Source organism: Pseudomonas putida NBRC 14164, from assembly GCF_000412675.1.
Classification (GTDB): Bacteria; Pseudomonadota; Gammaproteobacteria; order Pseudomonadales; family Pseudomonadaceae; genus Aquipseudomonas; species Aquipseudomonas putida.
This window is the reverse complement of sequence record NC_021505.1, coordinates 4,229,383-4,246,352: the sequence shown is the minus strand read 5'-3', so window position 1 is coordinate 4,246,352 and position 16,970 is coordinate 4,229,383. Positions and strand designations below refer to the sequence as shown.

Sequence of the window (16,970 nt, the reverse complement as noted above, 5' to 3'; positions counted from 1 at the left end):
ATACTCAAGGTCTGCCGGTGTCACCGCTCTGTTTCGATCCGCACGGTACGGACCTGGCTGAGTGGTCAGGTTAGACCGGTTTGCGGCCCCTGACCCTTTTCTGGACCGGCGGGGCGTGTCGCAGGTTCCGAACTTCCTTTATTATCGCCGCCCTGCCGGCGCCTGTTGCGCGCCAGCCGTAGTGGAGTGAGAGATGAATACCCTGTTCATGCATTGCCGGCCCGGTTTCGAGGGCGAGGTGTGCGCCGAAATCAGCGAACATGCCGCCCGTCTGGGTATTGCTGGCTATGCCAAAGGCAAGCCGCACAGTGCCAGCGCCGAGTTTGTCTGTACCGAAGAAGGCGGCGCCGAGCGGCTGATGGGGGCGCTGCGTTTCAACGAGCTGATTTTCCCGCGCCAGTGGGCCCGGGGCGGTTATGTCGAACTGCCGGAAACTGACCGCATCAGTGTGCTGCTGGCGGAGCTGGCCGACTTGCCTGTGTTCGGCAGCCTGTGGCTGGAAGTGCTGGACAGTAACGAAGGCAAGGAATTGTCTACCTTTTGCCGCAAGTTCGAAGTGCCGCTGCGCAAGGCGCTGGAGAAGGCCGGCCGCCTGGTTGACGACGCCAGCCGCCCACGCCTGCTGCTCACCTTCATCAGCGGCCGGCGGGTGTTCGCCGGTGTTGCGCCGGCCAACAACAGTGCCCTGTGGCCCATGGGCATCCCGCGCCTGAAATTCCCCCGCGAGGCACCCAGCCGCTCGACCCTCAAGCTGGAAGAAGCGTGGCATCAGTTCATCCCGCGCGAGCAGTGGGAGCAGCGCCTGGGCGATGACATGACCGGCGTTGATCTGGGCGCTTCGCCGGGTGGCTGGACTTACCAGCTAGTGCGCCGGGGCATGCTGGTGACCGCCATCGACAACGGCCCGATGGCCGAAAGCCTGATGGACACCGGCCTGGTTCAGCACCTGATGGCTGATGGTTTTACCTGGCAGCCGAAGCAGCCGGTGGACTGGATGGTGTGCGACATCGTCGAGAAGCCGGCGCGCACCACCTCGCTGATCGAAACCTGGCTGGGCGAGGGACTGTGCCGCGAGGCAGTGGTCAACCTGAAGCTGCCGATGAAGCAGCGCTATGCCGAAGTACGCCGGCTGCTCGATCGCATGGAGGCGACGTTCAAGGCGCGCAAGATCAGGGTATCGATTGCCTGCAAGCAGCTGTACCACGACCGCGAGGAAGTGACTTGCCACCTGCGCCGGCTCGATCTGAAGCCGCGCTGAGCCCAGCGCGCTGTTCGCGCTCCGCCTGTAGCTCTTGCTTCGGTTTTTGCTTCTAAGCGCGCGGTAGCTCAGGCGACGCAGATTGCGACTTCAGGAGGCCGAGCGCAGGGGCCGGATGATGGGAGCGGACGGCTTTGGTTACTTTGGCCAAGACCGAAGTAACCCGCCGGAAGGGCGCAAAGGTGACTCAGCGCCACCTGCGCGAACGAATGTCTACACTGTGTTGAGGCCCATCTCGCAAGAAGCTAAAAAGCGGATCTGGCTGTTTTGGTTCAGCGAACAGTCCATTTGTGATGGCGACGCTTACTCACCTTTTCGACCTTAGGGCGAGTCACTTTTTGTCAAACGCGACAAAAAAGTAACCAAAAAACGCTGCGCTCCGATCATCCGGCCCCTGCGCTTCGCTCCGGGGTTCCCTCACTCCGGCCTCGCTCCCGGGAGGACCGCGCTGCAGGCCCCATCCTGGGGCCCAGCGCTTGACGGGCATCCATGCCCGTCACCTCCCTCCGCAAGGCCTGCGTTCGGCCTCCTGAAGTCGCGAAGATCAAAAGCAAGATCAAGAGCAAGAGCTGGGCTGGCGGGCAGCTGCGCATTTCTCAAGCGGTGCTTGGACCGCGTCGCGCTATGCGCGACAATGGCGATCATTTTCGGAGCCCCCCATGACCGATTTCACCCCTGACGCCATCCTCGATGCCACCGGCCTGAACTGCCCGGAGCCGGTGATGATGCTGCACCAGCACGTGCGCGACCTGGCCGCCGGCGGCCTGCTCAAGGTGATCGCCACCGACCCGTCGACCCGCCGCGACATCCCCAAGTTCTGCAACTTCCTCGGCCACGAACTGCTGCAGCAGCAAGAAGACGCCGGTACCTTCCTGTACTGGATTCGCAAGAAAGCCGACTGAAGCGCTCTGGAACACGCCCGACGTTGCGCCTACACTGCGTTCCCCAGACAGGAGAGCGCCATGCTGATAGTTGCCGACGAGAACATTCCGCTGCTCGATGCCTTTTTCCAGGGTTTCGGTGAAATCCGCCGTTACCCCGGCCGAAGTCTCGATGCCGCCAGCGTCAAGGACGCCGATATCCTGCTGGTGCGCTCGGTAACCAAAGTCGACCGCCAGTTGCTCGAAGGCAGCCGCGTACGCTTTGTCGGCACCTGCACCATCGGTACCGATCACCTGGACCTGGACTACTTTGCCGAAGCCGGCATTCGCTGGAGCAGTGCGCCGGGCTGCAATGCCCGCGGTGTGGTCGACTACGTGCTGGGCAGCCTGTTGACCCTGGCCGAGCTGGATGGCGCGGTACTGCCCGAGCGGGTGTATGGCGTGGTGGGCGCGGGTGAAGTGGGTGGCCGCCTGGTGCGGGTGCTGCACGGCCTGGGCTGGAAGGTGCTGGTGTGCGATCCGCTACGCCAGGCCGCCGAGGGCGGCAACTACGTCAGCCTGGAAACCATCGTGCAACAGTGCGATGTGATCAGCCTGCATACCCCGTTGCAGCGCGATGGCGAGCACCCGACCTGGCACCTGTTCGGCCAGGCGCAGCTGGCGCAGTTGCGTCCGGGTGCCTGGCTGATCAACGCCAGCCGTGGTCCGGTGGTGGACAACGCCGCCCTGCGCGAGCTGCTGCTGGACCGTGAAGACGTGCATGCAGTGCTGGACGTGTGGGAGGGCGAGCCACAGGTCGACCTGCAACTGGCCGACCTGTGCACATTGGCCTCACCGCACATTGCCGGCTACAGCCTCGACGGCCGCCAGCGTGGCACGGCGCAGATCTACCAGGCGCTGTGCCGGTTCCTGGGTGTGGACGAGCAGGTGCAACTGGCCGACTTGCTGCCCCGACCGCCGCTGGCGCAAATCGAACTGGATGCCAGCACCGACCCGGCCTGGGCCTTGGCGACCCTGTGCCGCGCCGTGTACGACCCACGCCGCGACGATGCCGACTTCCGCCGCAGCCTGAGTGACGACCCGCAGCAGCAGCGTGCGGCGTTCGACCAGTTGCGCAAGCAATACCCGCCGCGGCGCGAGATTGAAGGGTTGGCGGTGCGCTTGCGTGGGGAGTCGCCGCAGTTGGCGCAGCTGGTGAGTGCCTTGGGGGCGGAGTTGGTCTAAGCAAGTTTTGGAGTTATCTGCGGTTGTGGGAGCGGCCTTGTGTCGCGAAAGGGCCGCAAAGCGGCCCCAGGATTTCAGCAGCGCGGCACGGGTTGCCGGGGCTGCTTTGCAGCCCTCTCGCGACGCAAGGCCGCTCCCACAAGGGCCCAAGCAAACCTGCGGGCAATAAAAACCCGGCGCAGGCGCCGGGTTGCAAAAAATTCGCCGATCAACCTTTGTGTACGCGCTCGACCCTGCTTTCTTCCAGGGCCTTGCAGGCCTGCTGGATCATCTGCTCGGTAATTGGCACTTCGCGCCCCTTGCCGTCGATGATCGAACCGCATGCCTCGGGTGGCGGGGTGGTCTGAGGCTTCTGGTGGTCACTGCCATGCTGCAAGCTCATGCACTGTCTCCTCTTCAGGTTCAAGTTCAGGGTAGCCCTGCGCCGTGACTGGCCTGTGACAGCTTCTGTGTCACGGCAGCAACAGTCCAACAGAAACCCTGTGAAAGCTCCATCATCTGTTTAGACCGATGCGTTATAGCAACCTGCATGCATTCCCCCTGCCGGATGAGTGGTAGTCTGCGGTTTCCCCGCCATCGTAGCCGCCGCCATGCCCGATTCGGTTTCCCCTCGCCAACGCCGAGCCTTGCGCCTGGCTTGGCAGTTCGTTCGTCCGTACCGTCGACAGGTGCTGCTGGCCTTGTTGGCCCTGGTGGTTACTGCCGGCATCACGCTGTCCATGGGGCAGGGCATCCGCCTGCTGGTAGACCAGGGCTTCATGACCCGTTCGGCGCACCAGCTCAACCAGACCATCGGCCTGTTCCTGCTGCTGGTGCTGGCCCTGGCGGTGGGCACCTTCAGCCGTTTCTACCTGGTGTCGTGGATCGGCGAGCGTTGCGTGGCCGATATCCGCCGTGCCGTGTTCGACCACCTGATCGGGCTGCACCCCGGCTTTTTCGAAGACAACCGCAGTTCCGAGATCCAGTCGCGGCTGACCGCCGACACCACCTTGCTGCAATCGGTCATCGGCTCATCGCTGTCGATGTTCCTGCGCAACGCGCTGATGGTCATTGGTGGTGTGGTGCTGTTGTTCATCACCAACCCCAAGCTCACCAGCATCGTGGCGGTCGCCTTGCCGCTGGTGCTGGCACCGATCCTGCTGTTTGGTCGCAGGGTGCGCAGCCTGTCGCGCCAGAGCCTGGATCGGGTGGCCGATGTGGGCAGCTACGTGGCCGAGACCCTGGGGCAGATCAAGACGGTACAGGCCTACAACCACCAGGCGCATGACCGCGAACGGTTCGCCGACACGGTCGAAGCCGCCTTTGGCGTGGCCCGCAAGCGGATTGCCCAGCGTGCCTGGCTGATTACCCTGGTGATCGTGCTGGTGCTGGGGGCAGTGGGGGTGATGCTGTGGGTCGGCGGCATGGATGTGATCGCCGGGCGTATCTCCGCAGGCGAACTGGCGGCGTTCGTGTTCTACAGCCTGATCGTCGGTAGCGCGTTCGGCACCCTCAGTGAGGTGATCGGCGAGCTGCAACGTGCAGCGGGTGCGGCCGAGCGCATTGCCGAGCTTTTGGCGGCGCGCAGTGCGATCCTGCCACCCACCGTGGCGCAGGCGCTACCGCAGCAGCGGGCCAGTGGACGTATCGAGTTGCAGCAATTGGTGTTCGCCTACCCGTCACGGCCCTCGGTGGCAGCGGTCGATGGCCTGAGCCTGGTTATCGAGCCCGGGCAGACCGTGGCCTTGGTGGGCCCCTCGGGGGCGGGCAAGTCGACCCTGTTCGATTTGTTGCTGCGCTTTTACGACCCACAGCAAGGGCGCATCCTGCTCGATGGCCTGCCGGTGACTGAGCTGGACCCCGACCAGTTGCGCCGCCAGTTCGCCCTGGTGGCGCAAAACCCCTCACTGTTTCGCGGAACGGTGGAGGCCAATATCCGTTATGGCCGGCCCGATGCGACCCTGGCCGAAGTCGAAGCAGCGGCGCACGGTGCCCATGCCGACGAATTCATCCGGCAGCTACCGCAAGGCTACCAGACGCCCTTGGGCGAGGGTGGCATCGGCCTTTCTGGCGGGCAACGCCAGCGCCTGGCGATTGCCCGGGCGTTGCTGGTGGATGCACCGATCCTGCTGCTGGACGAGGCCACCAGCGCGCTCGACGCGCAGAGCGAACACTTGATCCAGCAGGCGTTGCCCAGCCTGATGGCCGGGCGTACCACGCTGGTGATCGCCCATCGGCTGGCCACGGTGCAGCATGCCGAGCGCATTGCGGTCATCGACAAGGGCCGGGTGGTGGCGGTGGGTACCCACCGCCAGCTGGTCGAGGAAAGCCCGCTGTATGCGCGGCTGGCGGCCTTGCAATTCACCAGCGGCTAATGCGTCGCGAGTTTGTAACAATTTTGTAGCAATTGCCTGAGAGTATCTGGCTCAACTGTTGCGTAAGTGCTCGACCTGGCTGCCATTGCTTGATGGCAGCTTTTTTTTGGCCTGCCAACAAGGACATGGAATGTCTTACCTGGTGTTGCGGATGCGCGCCATTCCTTTCCTTCCGGTTTCGAGATCCACGATGTTGCGTAAATCCCTCAGAGTGCAAATTCTCTCGCTGCTCGGCGGCAGCCTGGTGGCGATGCTGTTGATCGCCCTGGTGTGTTTCCAGTTTTTGTCGTCCAGCGTGCGCGGTTATGCCGAGTTGGTGGACGGGCCGCTGCGGGCTTCGCAATTGATTGATGAAGCTAACCTGCAGTTCAAGATCCAGGTGCAGGAATGGAAGAACGTGCTGCTGCGCGGGCGCCAGCCGGCTGAGATGGAGAAGTACTGGCAGCAGTTTCAGGCCCGCGAACAGCAGGTGCAACAATTGCTCGGGCAACTGATCGACAGCAGCGACGACAGGCTCAAGCCGCCGTTGCAGCAACTGCGTGACAGCCACCAGCAGCTGGGCCAGGCCTATGCGCAGGGCCGTCAGGCCTTCCTCGCCGCCGGTGGCGACCCGGTAGCCGGCGACCTGGCGGTGAAGGGTGTAGACCGCGCCGCCAGTGAGCAGATGAGCGAACTGGTGGAGCAACTGCGTGCCGATGCCCGCCAGCGTGCGGCCAGCATCAACGCCAGTGCCGAACGCACGGTATGGCTGGGCTTGCTGGTGATGCTGGCCTCGGCGGTACTGGTGGGGCTGCTCAGCCTGTGGCTGGTCAACCGCAGCCTGATCGAGCCGATCCGCCAGTTGATCGAGTACGTCGCGCAGCTTAGCCAGGGCCGTTTTGCCGCCCGCGTGGACAGCCGCCGCGAGGACGAGCTGGGGCGCCTGGCGCGGGCGGCCAACACCTTGCGCGACTTTCTCGCCGACACCGTCGGCCGGCTGAAGGACAATGCCCAGGAGCTGGAAGGTGCCAGTGGCCAGTTGCGCAGCATTGCCGGCGACATGGCCCGCGGCACCCATGACCAGTTCCAGCGCACCGACCAGGTGGCCACGGCCATGCACGAGATGTCCGCCACCGCCCAGGAAGTGGCCCGCCATGCCGCTGAAGCTGCCCGCGCAGCGGATGACGCCGACCACAGTGCCCAGGCGGGTGAGCAGGTGATGCAGCAGACCATCGATATCATTGGCGTGGTCAACCGCGAAATCGCCGGCACGGCGGCGGTAATCCGCGACCTGGAACACGACAGCACGCGCATCGGCAAAGTGCTCGAAGTGATCCGCGGTATTGCCGAGCAAACCAACCTGCTGGCGCTGAACGCGGCCATCGAAGCGGCCCGTGCCGGCGAGGCCGGGCGTGGCTTTGCGGTGGTGGCCGATGAGGTGCGCAGCCTGGCCCAGCGCACGGCAGCCTCGATTGCCGAGATTCACCAGATCATCGAAGCGGTGCAGTCAGGTGCGGTTGAAGCGGTCAAGGCCATCGAAAGCGGCCAGCAGCGAAGCGAAGAGGGGGCCGAGCAGGTGCAGCAGGCCGGGCAGATGCTGCAGCGCATCACCCAGGCGGTAGAGGCGATCCGCGACATGAACCGGCAGATCGCCACGGCGGCAGAAGAACAGACCAGCGTGGCCGAAGACATCTCGCGCAACCTGATCGAAATCACCCGCATTGCCACGGCCAACCAGGAGTCGGTGCAGCACACCGAGCAGGCGGGCCACCGCCTGCATGGGTTGTCCGGGCAGCTGGGCGAAGTAACCTCGCGCCTGAGCGCCTGACACTTTTTCAGGGGCAACAAAAAGCCCGCGCAAGGCGGGCTTTTTGAAGGATCTGGTCGGAGAGACAGGATTCGAACCTGCGGCCTTCTCGTCCCGAACGAGACGCGCTACCTGGCTGCGCTACACTCCGATGAACAAAATCCTACTGCATCCCGTTTTTGCCCACAAGCCCTTGTTGTTGTAAGGGCCTTTGCCAAAACAGGTGCTTGATCAGAGCTCTTTGACGGTGCGGATCTGGTCTTTGTTCAGGCGCGTGCGCTTACCGTCGAGTTGCTCGAATTCGTAGAAACCGGAGTCTTCGTCGAAGGAGGGTTTATCCGTTGCCTGGATCTCCCGGCCATCGTTCAGGGTGATGACGGTAGGGGTCGAGCAGCCAGCGAGGGCGCCCAGGCCCAAGGCGAGCAGGAAGGCGGGTAGGGTCCGTTTGATCATCGTGTTTCTCCAAGTGCGATGGTGCTAGATGACATTTATGACGCAGGACATTAGTGCAAGTTCACTCCAAGTGCAGCATAGCGACAAATCTGTCTTCTTGATCCAGGGCAAGGCTGATGGCGCAACGCCGGGCAAAGGTACGCTGTGATATAACTGCGGCCATCTCATCCTGTTGTGACGGACACCCATGAAAGCCAAGGCAGATACCCCCTTCGTGGCGCTGAACATCGCCGTGCTGACGGTCAGCGACACCCGCACCTTCGACACCGACACCTCTGGCCAGCTGTTCGTCGACCGCCTGAGCGCAGCGGGCCACCGCCTGGCCGAGCGCGTGCTGCTGAAAGACGACCTGTACAAGATCCGCGCCCAGGTCGCCACCTGGATCGCCGATGACAGCGTGCAAGTGGTGCTGATTACTGGTGGTACCGGTTTTACCGGCCGCGACAGCACGCCCGAAGCGGTGGCCTGCCTGCTGGACAAGCAGGTAGACGGTTTTGGTGAGCTGTTCCGGCAGATTTCCGTGGCCGACATCGGCACCTCCACCGTGCAGTCACGCGCCCTGGCCGGGCTGGCCAACGGCACCTTGGTGTGCTGCCTGCCGGGCTCGACCAATGCGGTGCGCACCGGCTGGGACGGCATCCTGGCCGAGCAGCTCGATGCACGCCATCGCCCCTGCAACTTCGTTGCGCACCTGAAGCAGGCAGCGGCCTGTGACAGCCGTGGCTGAAGCTAGCCAGGCCCGGCCACTGATGCCGGTGGAGCAAGCCCTGGAGCAACTGCTGGCGCTGGCCGAAGCGGCGCCGATCCGTGACACCGAGAACCTGCCGTTGGCCGAGGCCGAGGGCCGCGTGCTGGCCACCGATCTGGTGGCCTCGCTCGACCTGCCGCCCTGGCCGAACAGTGCCATGGACGGCTATGCCTTGCGCAAGGCCGACTGGCAGGGGGAGCCACTGCCGGTCAGCCAGCGGATCTTCGCCGGCCATGCGCCGCAGCCCCTGCAGCCGGGCACCTGCGCGCGCATCTTCACCGGGGCGCCAGTGCCTGAAGGCGCCGATTGCGTCGAGATGCAGGAAAACACCGAAGTGGCCGAAGACGGTCGGGTGCGCTTTCTCGAACCCTTGCATGCCGATCAGAACATCCGCCCTCAAGGCCAGGAGACCCGCAAGGGCGAGCAGGTGATGAGCGCCGGCACCCGGCTGGGGCCGATCGAACTGGGCCTGGCGGCGACCCTGGGCCACGGCCGACTGGACGTGGTGCGCAAAGTGCGGGTGGCGGTGCTGTCCACGGGTGACGAACTGGTCGAGCCCGGCCTGCCGCTGGGGCCTGGGCAAATCTACAACAGCAACCGCCGGCTGCTGGTCAGCTGGTTGCAGCGGCTGGGCTGCGACGTGGTCGATGCAGGCATCCTGCCGGATGATTTGGCGCTTACGCGCGCCTGTTTGGCCTCGCTGGGCGACGTTGATCTGATCTTGTCTACCGGTGGTGTCTCGGTGGGCGAGGCCGATTACCTGGGGGCGGCCCTACGCGAGGCGGGCGAGCTGGCCTTGTGGAAGCTGGCGATCAAGCCGGGCAAGCCACTCACCTTCGGCCACTTCCAGGGCGTACCAGTGATCGGCCTGCCGGGTAACCCGGCCTCTACCTTGGTTACCTTTGGCCTGCTGACCCGGCCCTATCTGTTACGTCGCCAGGGCGTGGGCGATGTCACGCCGCTGCGCTTCGACATGCCGGCAGGCTTTGACTGGCCCAAGGCCGGCACGCGGCGCGAGTACCTGCGTGCACGCATCGAGCAGGGCCAGGTGCGTATCTACAAGAACCAGAGCTCCGGCGTGCTGCGCAGCGCGGCGTGGGCCGAGGGTTTGGTGGAAGTGCGAGAGGGCAGCACGCCGAAACAGGGTGACAGCGTGCCGTTCATCCCCTTCAGCGAGCTACTTGGCTGAGCGGCCCAGCCAGGCACTGCCCAGCGGCGCGGCCTCGGCCGGCGCTGCCTGGGCCAGGCGCATGTGCACGTTCTCCAGTTGCTGGGCGGCCACGCTCCAGTCGTGGCGCTGGCGGGCGAACTGGCGGCCGGCAGCGCTCAACTGGCTCATGCGCCAGGGCTGGTTGAGCAGTTGGGTGATCAACAGGGCCAGCTGGTCGCCGTCATCGCTGCCCAGATAGTGCTCGCCGTTGTTTGCGGTCAGGCCCGATACGCCTTTGCCGGTGGTGATCACCGGTAGGCCGGCGGCCATTGCCTCCAGGATTTTTACCTTGGAGCCCCCGGCATAGCGCAGCGGCGCGAAGAACAGCGCCGAACGCTTTTGCAGTTCACGCAGGTCCGGGCGGTAGCCGAACCATTCGATGCGCGGGTCGTTCCAGTGCAGTTTCCAGCTGGCCGGCAGGGCATGCCCGGCTATTGCCAGGCGCACAGCCGGGTTGCTCATCCACACCTGCGGCATGATGTCTTCCAGCGCCCACTCGATGGCCTCAAGGTTGGCGCCATATTCGAAGTTGCCGACGAACAGCAGGCGCTGGCTGTGTAACGCGGGCTCCACGTGCTGGTAGAAGTCACAATCCACACCGTTGACCACCACATTCACCGGTCGCCCGCTGATCTGCGCGATCAGCTCGGCGTCGTGGGCGCTGACTGCCACCAGCTCGGTGGGCTGGCACAGCACCCGCTGTTCCCAGCGCCGGTAGCGCCAGCGGTCGAAGGCGTTGAGTGGGCGCAGCCACAGGGGCAGCCGGTCGTGGCAGGCACCGCCCATCACCGACTCGAGCGTGTGTTCGCTGAGCATGTAGGGCAACCCGCGGGCCTGCAGGGCCTTCTCGAACGGTTGAAAACTGTAGCTGTGCTCGATCTGGATCACGTCCCAGGGTTCGTCCAGCAATTGCTCGAAACGGTGCCGCAGGCACGGGGACAGGCCGTTGATGATGGCCCGCATGGGGTAGTCGATGATGGGCGAAGCCAATAGGTTCAGCGGGCTGTGCAGCGGCCGACGGGGCATTACGATCAGGCGTTCGAGCAGTGGCTCCAGGGCTTCGCGGGCTGTATCGCTGAGGGGGATTTTCGACTGCGCCAACAGGGTAATGCGGTGGCCCTGTTGTGCCAGTGCGCGCATCAGGTGGTATTGCCGGGTCTTGCTGCCGCTGGTGGTCGGCCAGGGTAGGTAGGGCAGTGTCCAGAGAATGCGCATGACCCGGAATCCTCGTGAAAGGTCGCGGATGAAAAGACGCGCCCATCGACAGTGTGGGGAACACCACTGCCGGGGCGCGTCCATGGCTAGGGTTTCGGGCCCGGCAAACAGAAGTCAAAAGGCTGACTTCCCAGGTAGCTTTGTTTGCCTAGGTCAAAAACTTGTCAAAAGTTCATTTTCTGAGCATAGCGCGCATTGTCGGGTGTGGGAAAAAGACCACGTTGGCTTGGGTATTTTTTTGTGGGCATGCAACGATCGGTGAGCGGGCATGGTCGAGATCTGGGTCGGTCAACTTCACGGAGAAGCGCGATGCAAGGGCGCAAGGCAATGCTGATCCTGCACGGCAAGCAGGCGATGAACGAAGCGCTACGCAGCGCCGTTTGCGACCTGCGCGATACCGGCTGGGTGCTGGATGTGCGTGTCACCTGGGAGGCGGGTGACGCGCAGCGCCTGGTCGGCGAGGCGCTGGCGGCGGGCTACAGCCATATCGTCGCAGGCGGTGGCGACGGCACTTTACGGGATGTGGCCGAGGCCATGGGCCTGGCAAATGCCGAGGCCAGCCTGGCGCTGTTGCCGCTGGGCACGGCCAACGATTTCGCCAAAGCCGCCGGCATACCCCTGGAGCCTGCTGACGCACTGGCGCTGCTGAATACGCCGGCGCAGGCTATCGACCTGGGCCAGGCCGGCGACCAGTTGTTCCTCAACATGGCCACGGGTGGGTTTGGTAGCCAGGTCACCGCCAACACCTCCGAAGACCTGAAGAAGGTGCTGGGTGCCGCGGCCTACCTGTTCACCGGGTTGTCGCGCTTCAGCGAGCTGCAGGCAGCCACTGTGGAACTGCAAGGCCCTGACTTCCAGTGGCAAGGGAGCCTGCTGGCGCTGGGGATCGGCAATGGTCGCCAGGCGGGGGGCGGGCAAGTGCTGTGCCCTGAGGCGGTGGTGAATGACGGTCTGCTGGACATCGCCATCCTGCCAGCGCCGCAAGAGGTAGTCGGGGCACTGCGCGACCTGTTGGCCGGTGACGGGCTTTTCGTCCGCGCCAGGTTGCCCTGGGTGGAGATCAAGAGCGCGCAGGGCCTGGACATCAACCTCGATGGCGAGCCGTTGCAGGCCGGCAACCTGCGCTTTCAGGCCAGGCCTGGCGCGTTACACCTGCACCTGCCGGCCGGGTCGCCGCTGCTTAGTCATCCAGGCTGATGATTTTCTCGCGTACAGCGAACAGCACCAGGCCGGCCACATCATGAATCTGCAGGCGCTTCATGATTTGCGAGCGGTGGGTTTCCACGGTCTTGATCGACAGGCCCAGGCCCGCAGCGATTTCCCGGGTGGACTTGCCGCGCACGATCAGGCGCAGGATTTCCAGTTGTCGCGCAGTGAGGTTATGCCGCTCGCCAGCCGCTTGGTTGCCCTGCCTGGTGTGCCGTAGGGCCTGGTTGATGACGGTGTGGGCAATGGCCGGGCTGAGGTAGCGCTCGCCGTTGCGCACTGCGCTCAGGGCCTGCTCCAGCTCGGTGGCGCTGGTGTCCTTGAGCAGGTAGCCGAGGGCGCCGCTTTCCAGAGCCCGCATGATCAGGTCAGGGTCGGTATGCATCGACAGGATCAGCACCTTGCATGTACTTGCGCTTGCCCGCAGTTGGGTGAGGGCGTCCAGGCCGCTGGTCGACCGCATGGAGATGTCCAGCAAGACGATGTCGGGCGCCAGCGCGCGCACCTGTTCGAGCAGTTGGCTGCCGTCGTCGGCTTCACCGATCACGTCATAGCCGGGGATGTCGCAGACCAGTGCGCGCACACCGGCGCGGATCAGCGAGTGGTCGTCAACCAGCAGCAGTCTACAGGTCATGGGTGGCCTTGCTCCCGGCGCGTTGCTGGGTACGCGCAGGCCACGGGAACACCGCCTCGATACGCGTGCCCAAGCCGAGCTGGCTGGTGATGTCGAGGCTACCCTGCAAGGCGGTGACCCGCTCCTGCATGCCAGCCAGGCCGCGCTGGCCTGCGTCGGCCGGGTGCCGTACCGGGACGAAGCCACGGCCATCGTCGTGGATCGACAACGCCAGCCCCTCGGGGGTGCGCTGCAGCTGAATGATCAGGTTATCTGCCTGGGCGTGGCGCAGCATGTTGGTCACGGCCTCCTGGCTAATGCGAAACACCGCCATGGCCACAGCTTCGTCGATGCCGCCCAGGCGCTGGTTGCACGCCAGGCTCCAGTGCACACTGCTGCTGGCCAGGGTACGCACCAGGTGCGCGCGCAGGCTGGCTTCCAGGCCCAGGCTGGCCAATTGCCGAGGGTTGAGCAGGGCGGACACGTCGCGTACGTTGCCCAAGGTGTCATCCAGCGTGCTTCGCAGGGTGTTGCAGTGGCCTTGCAGCTCGTCGGGCATGCGCCTTTGTAGCCACTGCAGCTGCAGCTTGGCGGCGGTGAGCAGCTGGCCGATGTCGTCGTGCAGTTCCCGGCCCAAGTGCTGGCGCTCGTCTTCCTGGACCTTGAGCATGCGCTCGGCCAGTTCTGCCGGGCGCAGGCTGATCGACTTGGCGCTCAGGCCCAGGTAGACGATGGTGCCCAGCGTAGCGACCAGTTGCAGCACCAGCAGGCTGGCCGGGGCTGCCTGGTTGGCCAGGTACAGCATCAGGTTGGCAACCAGCGAGGCCACGCATAACGCGGCCGTCACCCAACGCAGCAGGGCAACACGGGAGCAGCAACGCAAAGAAGTCGTCAAGCGTGGAAGCATAGGTAGGGAAGCCACTGAAGTATTGCTGATGGAGGCCTTGCACAATGCTGCTCAGAGGCTTTGGCGCAGTACTTTCGATATTTTTTCGAGCACGTGATCGTTCAACCTTTATTCAGGTTGCAAGCGTTTGTGGGGGCGTATATTACCACTTCGCACTGTATCGGTCGCGGCTGGGTAATGCCTTGAAACGCCTGCGGGTCGGGCACTGGCGAGTGGCAAAGTGCCACCCATCGATCGCGCATTACGCACTTGTAGTGCAACTAGCGCGTTAGAGATTCATCTTGGGCCCCGAAAACTTGGTTAACTTCCCTAGTTCGATCTTTGTGGGGCATGAACGAACGCGCTTAGTTGCACTTCGTGTCAGGTTAATACGGTGGGTTCCACCGGCCTGTGCCTGTGCCGCGTGCCACTGGAGCGTGCGGGTGGAGGCACACGCTGCCGTGCTCGTCGCAGGAGGTACAGGCTTGCGCAAACGGTTGCTTCACGACCTTGGCCAGGTCGCTCAGCAGCACCAGTTGCTCGCCGATGTCCAGGTTCAGCCGCCCGGTACGGGTATCGACCAGTTCCAGTTGCCAGGCCAGCAAGGTAAGGCAGGCCCCTAGCGCGGGCAGGGCTTCACGTTGCAGGCAGCCGCGGTGACAGGCGGGGGCAAGCAACTGATGCAGGGCATTGGTGTAATGGGCGACTTCACGCAGGCCCAGGCGTGTAGCCTGCCTGGCAAGGCTCTCGAGGGTGTTGTCCAGGCAGCGGCAGGCATCTGGATCATTGTCGATCAGTTCCAGATGCTGCAGACACTCCTGGGCCTGGGTCAGCAATACCTGGGCATCCAGCAGATAACCCTGCAGGGCGTCATCGAACGATAAGGCAGTGTCCATGATCAGGTCCCCGCGCGTGGTGCAGGCGCAAGGGGCGGGCACGCCGAAACGATAGCTAGCAAAAGCCTGACTCCATTCATGCATTGAGAATGGCGTCACATTAATGGCTAAAGGATATCGCGAACATCAGGTTGCACCCGATTGCAGGTAGGGGTTTCCCTGATATCGAGCTCAGGTGGGGAACTTTTGTCGCCCTGCTGATTTGCCGTGTAATGCCCGCAGTAAAGCATGATGGTAAAGTGATATCAATTGCCTTCACGGCATTTTCCCGCAAGGGTCAAGGTGCGCGTGAAGCCGCCGATACAGGGTGGATGCTTACACTTTTTTGACTCAAGCCTGGGGGTTTTCCAATGGCTGGCATTCTCGACACAGTAGACCAACGCACGCAACTGGTGGGTGAGAACCGCCTGGAAATTCTGATGTTTCGTCTGGCCGGCCGCCAGTTGTTCGCGATCAACGTGTTCAAGGTGCAGGAAGTGCTGCAACTGCCCAAGTTGACCCTGATGCCCCAGCGCCACGCCTTCGTCTGCGGGGTGGTCAACCTGCGCGGCCAGACCTTGCCAGTGATCGACCTGTCCCAGGCGATCGGCATGCGCCCGCTGCAGCCGGGGCCGGACAGCACCATCATCGTCACCGAGTACAACCGGTCGGTGCAGGCCTTCCTGGTGGGTGGTGTCGACCGTATCGTCAACATGAACTGGGAGTCGATCATGCCGCCGCCTGCCAGCGCCGGTCGCCAGCACTACCTGACCGCCATCACCAAGGTGGATGAAAAGCTGGTGGAGGTGATCGACGTGGAGAAGGTGCTGGCTGAGATTGTGCCGTACAACGCCCGGGTCTCCGGCGAGAAGCTTGCCGACCCGGTGCTGGCCCGTGCCCGCGGGCGCGAGGTGCTGCTGGTGGACGACTCCAGTGTGGCTCTGGCGCAATTGCGTGACACCCTGTCCCAGTTGGGGGTGAAGCTGCACGTGGCCAGTGACGGCCTGAAGGCGCTGCGCATGCTCAAGGGCTGGGCCGATGCGGGCGAGGACGTGTGCGAAAAGCTGCTGATGGTGTTCACTGACGCCGAAATGCCGGAAATGGACGGCTACCGGCTGACCACCGAGATTCGCAGCGATGCCCGTTTGCGCCAGCTCTACGTCGTGCTGCACACCTCGCTGTCGGGCAGCTTCAATGAATCCATGGTGAAGAAGGTGGGTTGCGACAACTTCCTGTCCAAGTTCCAGCCTGATCGCCTGGTCGATGTGGTCAAGCAACGCCTGCTGCTGGATGCTGCCACTGCGTGATCGCCGGGCCAGCCAGGTATAAGCTTGGCTTTTGGCATGACGCGAGGCGGCAGGGATGTTTCTCAGTGAGTTGTATCGATACCCGGTGAAGTCGGGCCAGGCGCAAAGCCTGCAGGCATCACGGGTGGGGCTGTTGGGGTTGCAGGGTGACCGGCGCTGGATGGTCGTGGAGGAAGAAAATGGACGCTTCCTGACCCAGCGGGCCTGGCCGCAACTTGGCCAGCTGCAGGCGTGCGATGACGACAACGGTGAGTTGTTGCTGCAGGCGCCTGGGCGGGTGCCGTTGCGGGTGCCTGTGCCCGCTGCCGATGATGCGCTGCGCGGCGTGACGATCTGGCGCGACACCCTGCGCGTGCCCGACGCTGGCGACGCAGCAGCGGCCTGGTTGAGCGCGTTGCTGGGCAAGGCCGTGCGGCTGGTGCATTGCCCGGAGCAGCGCGCGCGTTACCTGCCCAATGGTTACGGCCTCAACAGTGATCGTGCGGCGTTTCCCGATGGCTTCCCTTTGCTGCTGATTGGCCAGGGCTCGCTCGACGAGCTCAACCGGCGTATTGGCCGGCCCATGGAAATGCTGCGCTTTCGACCGAACCTGGTGGTGCAAGGGGCAGAACCGTTTGCCGAGGATGGCTGGAAGCGGATTCGCATTGGCAGCTTGGATTTTCGCGTGCTCAAGCCCAGTGTGCGGTGCATCTTCACAACAATTGATCCAGCAACAGGGGAGCGCGGTGCCGACCGCGAGCCGATGGTCACGCTCAAGACCTTTCGCGAGAAGGAGGGGGATGTGCTGTTCGGGCAGAACCTGGCGGTGGATGGCAGTGGGTGGCTTGAACCAGGAATGCAGGTGGAAGTTCTGGAGTGAATGTGCTGCCTGAACCGGCCCATCGCCGGCAAGCCAGCTCCCACAGGTTCATCACAGGTTCGAAGACTTGTGCGCTACCTGTGGGGGCTGGCTTG

At 63.9% G+C, this 16,970-nt stretch carries 16 protein-coding genes, 1 tRNA gene and 1 pseudogene; 11 read left to right on the top strand and 7 right to left on the bottom strand.

Features of this window, described 5'->3' with window-relative positions; all coding sequences use genetic code 11:
* Positions 1-193: 193 nt before the first annotated feature.
* From rlmM to pdxB, 3 genes are all read left to right on the top strand, one after another.
* Complete coding sequence (gene rlmM, locus PP4_RS18790) at positions 194-1,258, top strand: 23S rRNA (cytidine(2498)-2'-O)-methyltransferase RlmM (RefSeq protein ID WP_016500765.1); 1,065 nt, start codon at positions 194-196, stop codon at positions 1,256-1,258.
* A gap of 659 nt (positions 1,259-1,917) precedes the next feature.
* Positions 1,918-2,160: a sulfurtransferase TusA gene (gene tusA, locus PP4_RS18785; RefSeq protein ID WP_016500764.1), complete on the top strand. Its 243-nt coding sequence runs from the start codon at positions 1,918-1,920 to the stop codon at positions 2,158-2,160.
* A 60-nt stretch (positions 2,161-2,220) separates the two neighbouring features.
* Positions 2,221-3,363: a 4-phosphoerythronate dehydrogenase PdxB gene (gene pdxB / locus PP4_RS18780; RefSeq protein ID WP_016500763.1), complete on the top strand. Its 1,143-nt coding sequence runs from the start codon at positions 2,221-2,223 to the stop codon at positions 3,361-3,363.
* A gap of 208 nt (positions 3,364-3,571) precedes the next feature.
* On the opposite strand, the gene PP4_RS29390 is transcribed toward pdxB, so the two are convergent.
* Complete coding sequence (locus tag PP4_RS29390; RefSeq protein WP_016500762.1) at positions 3,572-3,745, bottom strand: PA1571 family protein; 174 nt, start codon at positions 3,743-3,745, stop codon at positions 3,572-3,574.
* Between the two features lie 208 nt (positions 3,746-3,953).
* On the opposite strand from PP4_RS29390, the gene PP4_RS18775 reads away from it, so the two are divergent.
* From PP4_RS18775 to PP4_RS29885, 3 genes and pseudogenes are all read left to right on the top strand, one after another.
* Positions 3,954-5,717: an ABC transporter transmembrane domain-containing protein gene (locus tag PP4_RS18775; RefSeq protein WP_041167816.1), complete on the top strand. Its 1,764-nt coding sequence runs from the start codon at positions 3,954-3,956 to the stop codon at positions 5,715-5,717.
* Between the two features lie 130 nt (positions 5,718-5,847).
* Positions 5,848-6,591 (top strand): annotated as a pseudogene (locus PP4_RS29890) (methyl-accepting chemotaxis protein); the annotation flags it as partial.
* A 165-nt stretch (positions 6,592-6,756) separates the two neighbouring features.
* Positions 6,757-7,524 carry a methyl-accepting chemotaxis protein gene (locus PP4_RS29885; RefSeq protein WP_373873692.1) on the top strand — a complete coding sequence of 256 codons (768 nt, stop codon included), beginning with the start codon at positions 6,757-6,759 and terminating at the stop codon, positions 7,522-7,524.
* A gap of 53 nt (positions 7,525-7,577) precedes the next feature.
* Here PP4_RS29885 and PP4_RS18765 read toward each other — a convergent pair.
* A tRNA-Pro gene (locus PP4_RS18765) sits at positions 7,578-7,654 on the bottom strand.
* Positions 7,655-7,734: 80 nt separating this feature from the next.
* Positions 7,735-7,956 (bottom strand): YgdI/YgdR family lipoprotein, encoded by a 222-nt coding sequence (locus tag PP4_RS18760; protein ID WP_016485624.1) that lies wholly within the window; start codon positions 7,954-7,956, stop codon positions 7,735-7,737.
* A 187-nt stretch (positions 7,957-8,143) separates the two neighbouring features.
* On the opposite strand from PP4_RS18760, the gene moaB reads away from it, so the two are divergent.
* Together moaB and PP4_RS18750 are read left to right on the top strand one after the other, a co-directional pair.
* Complete coding sequence (gene moaB / locus PP4_RS18755) at positions 8,144-8,683, top strand: molybdenum cofactor biosynthesis protein B (protein WP_016500759.1); 540 nt, start codon at positions 8,144-8,146, stop codon at positions 8,681-8,683.
* Entirely contained in the window at positions 8,667-9,893 is a 1,227-nt protein-coding gene (locus PP4_RS18750) for a molybdopterin molybdotransferase MoeA (protein WP_016500758.1), read from the top strand. The genes moaB and PP4_RS18750 overlap by 17 nt, the downstream gene beginning before the upstream one ends.
* Here the strand turns inward: PP4_RS18750 and PP4_RS18745 are convergent.
* Entirely contained in the window at positions 9,882-11,129 is a 1,248-nt protein-coding gene (locus PP4_RS18745) for a glycosyltransferase family 4 protein (RefSeq protein ID WP_016500757.1), read from the bottom strand. The two genes, PP4_RS18750 and PP4_RS18745, sit on opposite strands and share 12 nt — an antisense overlap.
* Positions 11,130-11,438: 309 nt before the next feature.
* Between PP4_RS18745 and yegS the strand changes: the two genes are divergently transcribed.
* A complete protein-coding gene (gene yegS, locus PP4_RS18740; protein WP_016500756.1) occupies positions 11,439-12,326 on the top strand; it encodes a lipid kinase YegS in 888 nt (295 codons plus the stop codon).
* On the opposite strand, the gene PP4_RS18735 is transcribed toward yegS, so the two are convergent.
* The 3 genes from PP4_RS18735 to PP4_RS18725 form a co-directional block, all read right to left on the bottom strand.
* Positions 12,310-12,969: a response regulator gene (locus PP4_RS18735; RefSeq protein ID WP_016500755.1), complete on the bottom strand. Its 660-nt coding sequence runs from the start codon at positions 12,967-12,969 to the stop codon at positions 12,310-12,312. The two genes, yegS and PP4_RS18735, sit on opposite strands and share 17 nt — an antisense overlap.
* Positions 12,959-13,855, bottom strand: a complete 897-nt coding sequence (locus tag PP4_RS18730; RefSeq protein ID WP_041167815.1) for a sensor histidine kinase — start codon at positions 13,853-13,855, stop codon at positions 12,959-12,961. Before PP4_RS18730 ends, PP4_RS18735 begins: the two co-directional genes overlap by 11 nt.
* 365 nt (positions 13,856-14,220) lie before the next feature.
* On the bottom strand, positions 14,221-14,730 hold the full coding sequence (locus PP4_RS18725; protein WP_041168104.1) for a hypothetical protein: 510 nt from the start codon (positions 14,728-14,730) through the stop codon (positions 14,221-14,223).
* A 350-nt stretch (positions 14,731-15,080) separates the two neighbouring features.
* On the opposite strand from PP4_RS18725, the gene PP4_RS18720 reads away from it, so the two are divergent.
* Together PP4_RS18720 and PP4_RS18715 are read left to right on the top strand one after the other, a co-directional pair.
* Positions 15,081-16,016, top strand: a complete 936-nt coding sequence (locus PP4_RS18720) for a chemotaxis protein CheV (RefSeq protein ID WP_016500752.1) — start codon at positions 15,081-15,083, stop codon at positions 16,014-16,016.
* A gap of 55 nt (positions 16,017-16,071) precedes the next feature.
* Positions 16,072-16,875, top strand: coding sequence for an MOSC domain-containing protein (locus PP4_RS18715; protein WP_016500751.1), 804 nt, complete (start codon positions 16,072-16,074; stop codon positions 16,873-16,875).
* Positions 16,876-16,970 lie beyond the last annotated feature (95 nt).

Bases quoted from the DNA above. Each gene is read 5' to 3' on its own strand.
- PP4_RS29390 (WP_016500762.1), bottom strand. From the start codon at position 3,745: ATGAGCTTGCAGCATGGCAGTGACCACCAGAAGCCTCAGACCACCCCG.
- PP4_RS18720 (WP_016500752.1), top strand. From the start codon at position 15,081: ATGGCTGGCATTCTCGACACAGTAGACCAACGCACGCAACTGGTGGGT.
- PP4_RS18725 (WP_041168104.1), bottom strand. From the start codon at position 14,730: ATGGACACTGCCTTATCGTTCGATGACGCCCTGCAGGGTTATCTGCTG.
- yegS (WP_016500756.1), top strand. From the start codon at position 11,439: ATGCAAGGGCGCAAGGCAATGCTGATCCTGCACGGCAAGCAGGCGATG.
- PP4_RS18745 (WP_016500757.1), bottom strand. From the start codon at position 11,129: ATGCGCATTCTCTGGACACTGCCCTACCTACCCTGGCCGACCACCAGC.
- PP4_RS18730 (WP_041167815.1), bottom strand. From the start codon at position 13,855: ATGCTTCCACGCTTGACGACTTCTTTGCGTTGCTGCTCCCGTGTTGCC.
- rlmM (WP_016500765.1), top strand. From the start codon at position 194: ATGAATACCCTGTTCATGCATTGCCGGCCCGGTTTCGAGGGCGAGGTG.
- PP4_RS29885 (WP_373873692.1), top strand. From the start codon at position 6,757: ATGGCCCGCGGCACCCATGACCAGTTCCAGCGCACCGACCAGGTGGCC.
- tusA (WP_016500764.1), top strand. From the start codon at position 1,918: ATGACCGATTTCACCCCTGACGCCATCCTCGATGCCACCGGCCTGAAC.
- pdxB (WP_016500763.1), top strand. From the start codon at position 2,221: ATGCTGATAGTTGCCGACGAGAACATTCCGCTGCTCGATGCCTTTTTC.
- PP4_RS18760 (WP_016485624.1), bottom strand. From the start codon at position 7,956: ATGATCAAACGGACCCTACCCGCCTTCCTGCTCGCCTTGGGCCTGGGC.
- moaB (WP_016500759.1), top strand. From the start codon at position 8,144: ATGAAAGCCAAGGCAGATACCCCCTTCGTGGCGCTGAACATCGCCGTG.
- PP4_RS18715 (WP_016500751.1), top strand. From the start codon at position 16,072: ATGTTTCTCAGTGAGTTGTATCGATACCCGGTGAAGTCGGGCCAGGCG.
- PP4_RS18775 (WP_041167816.1), top strand. From the start codon at position 3,954: ATGCCCGATTCGGTTTCCCCTCGCCAACGCCGAGCCTTGCGCCTGGCT.
- PP4_RS18735 (WP_016500755.1), bottom strand. From the start codon at position 12,969: ATGACCTGTAGACTGCTGCTGGTTGACGACCACTCGCTGATCCGCGCC.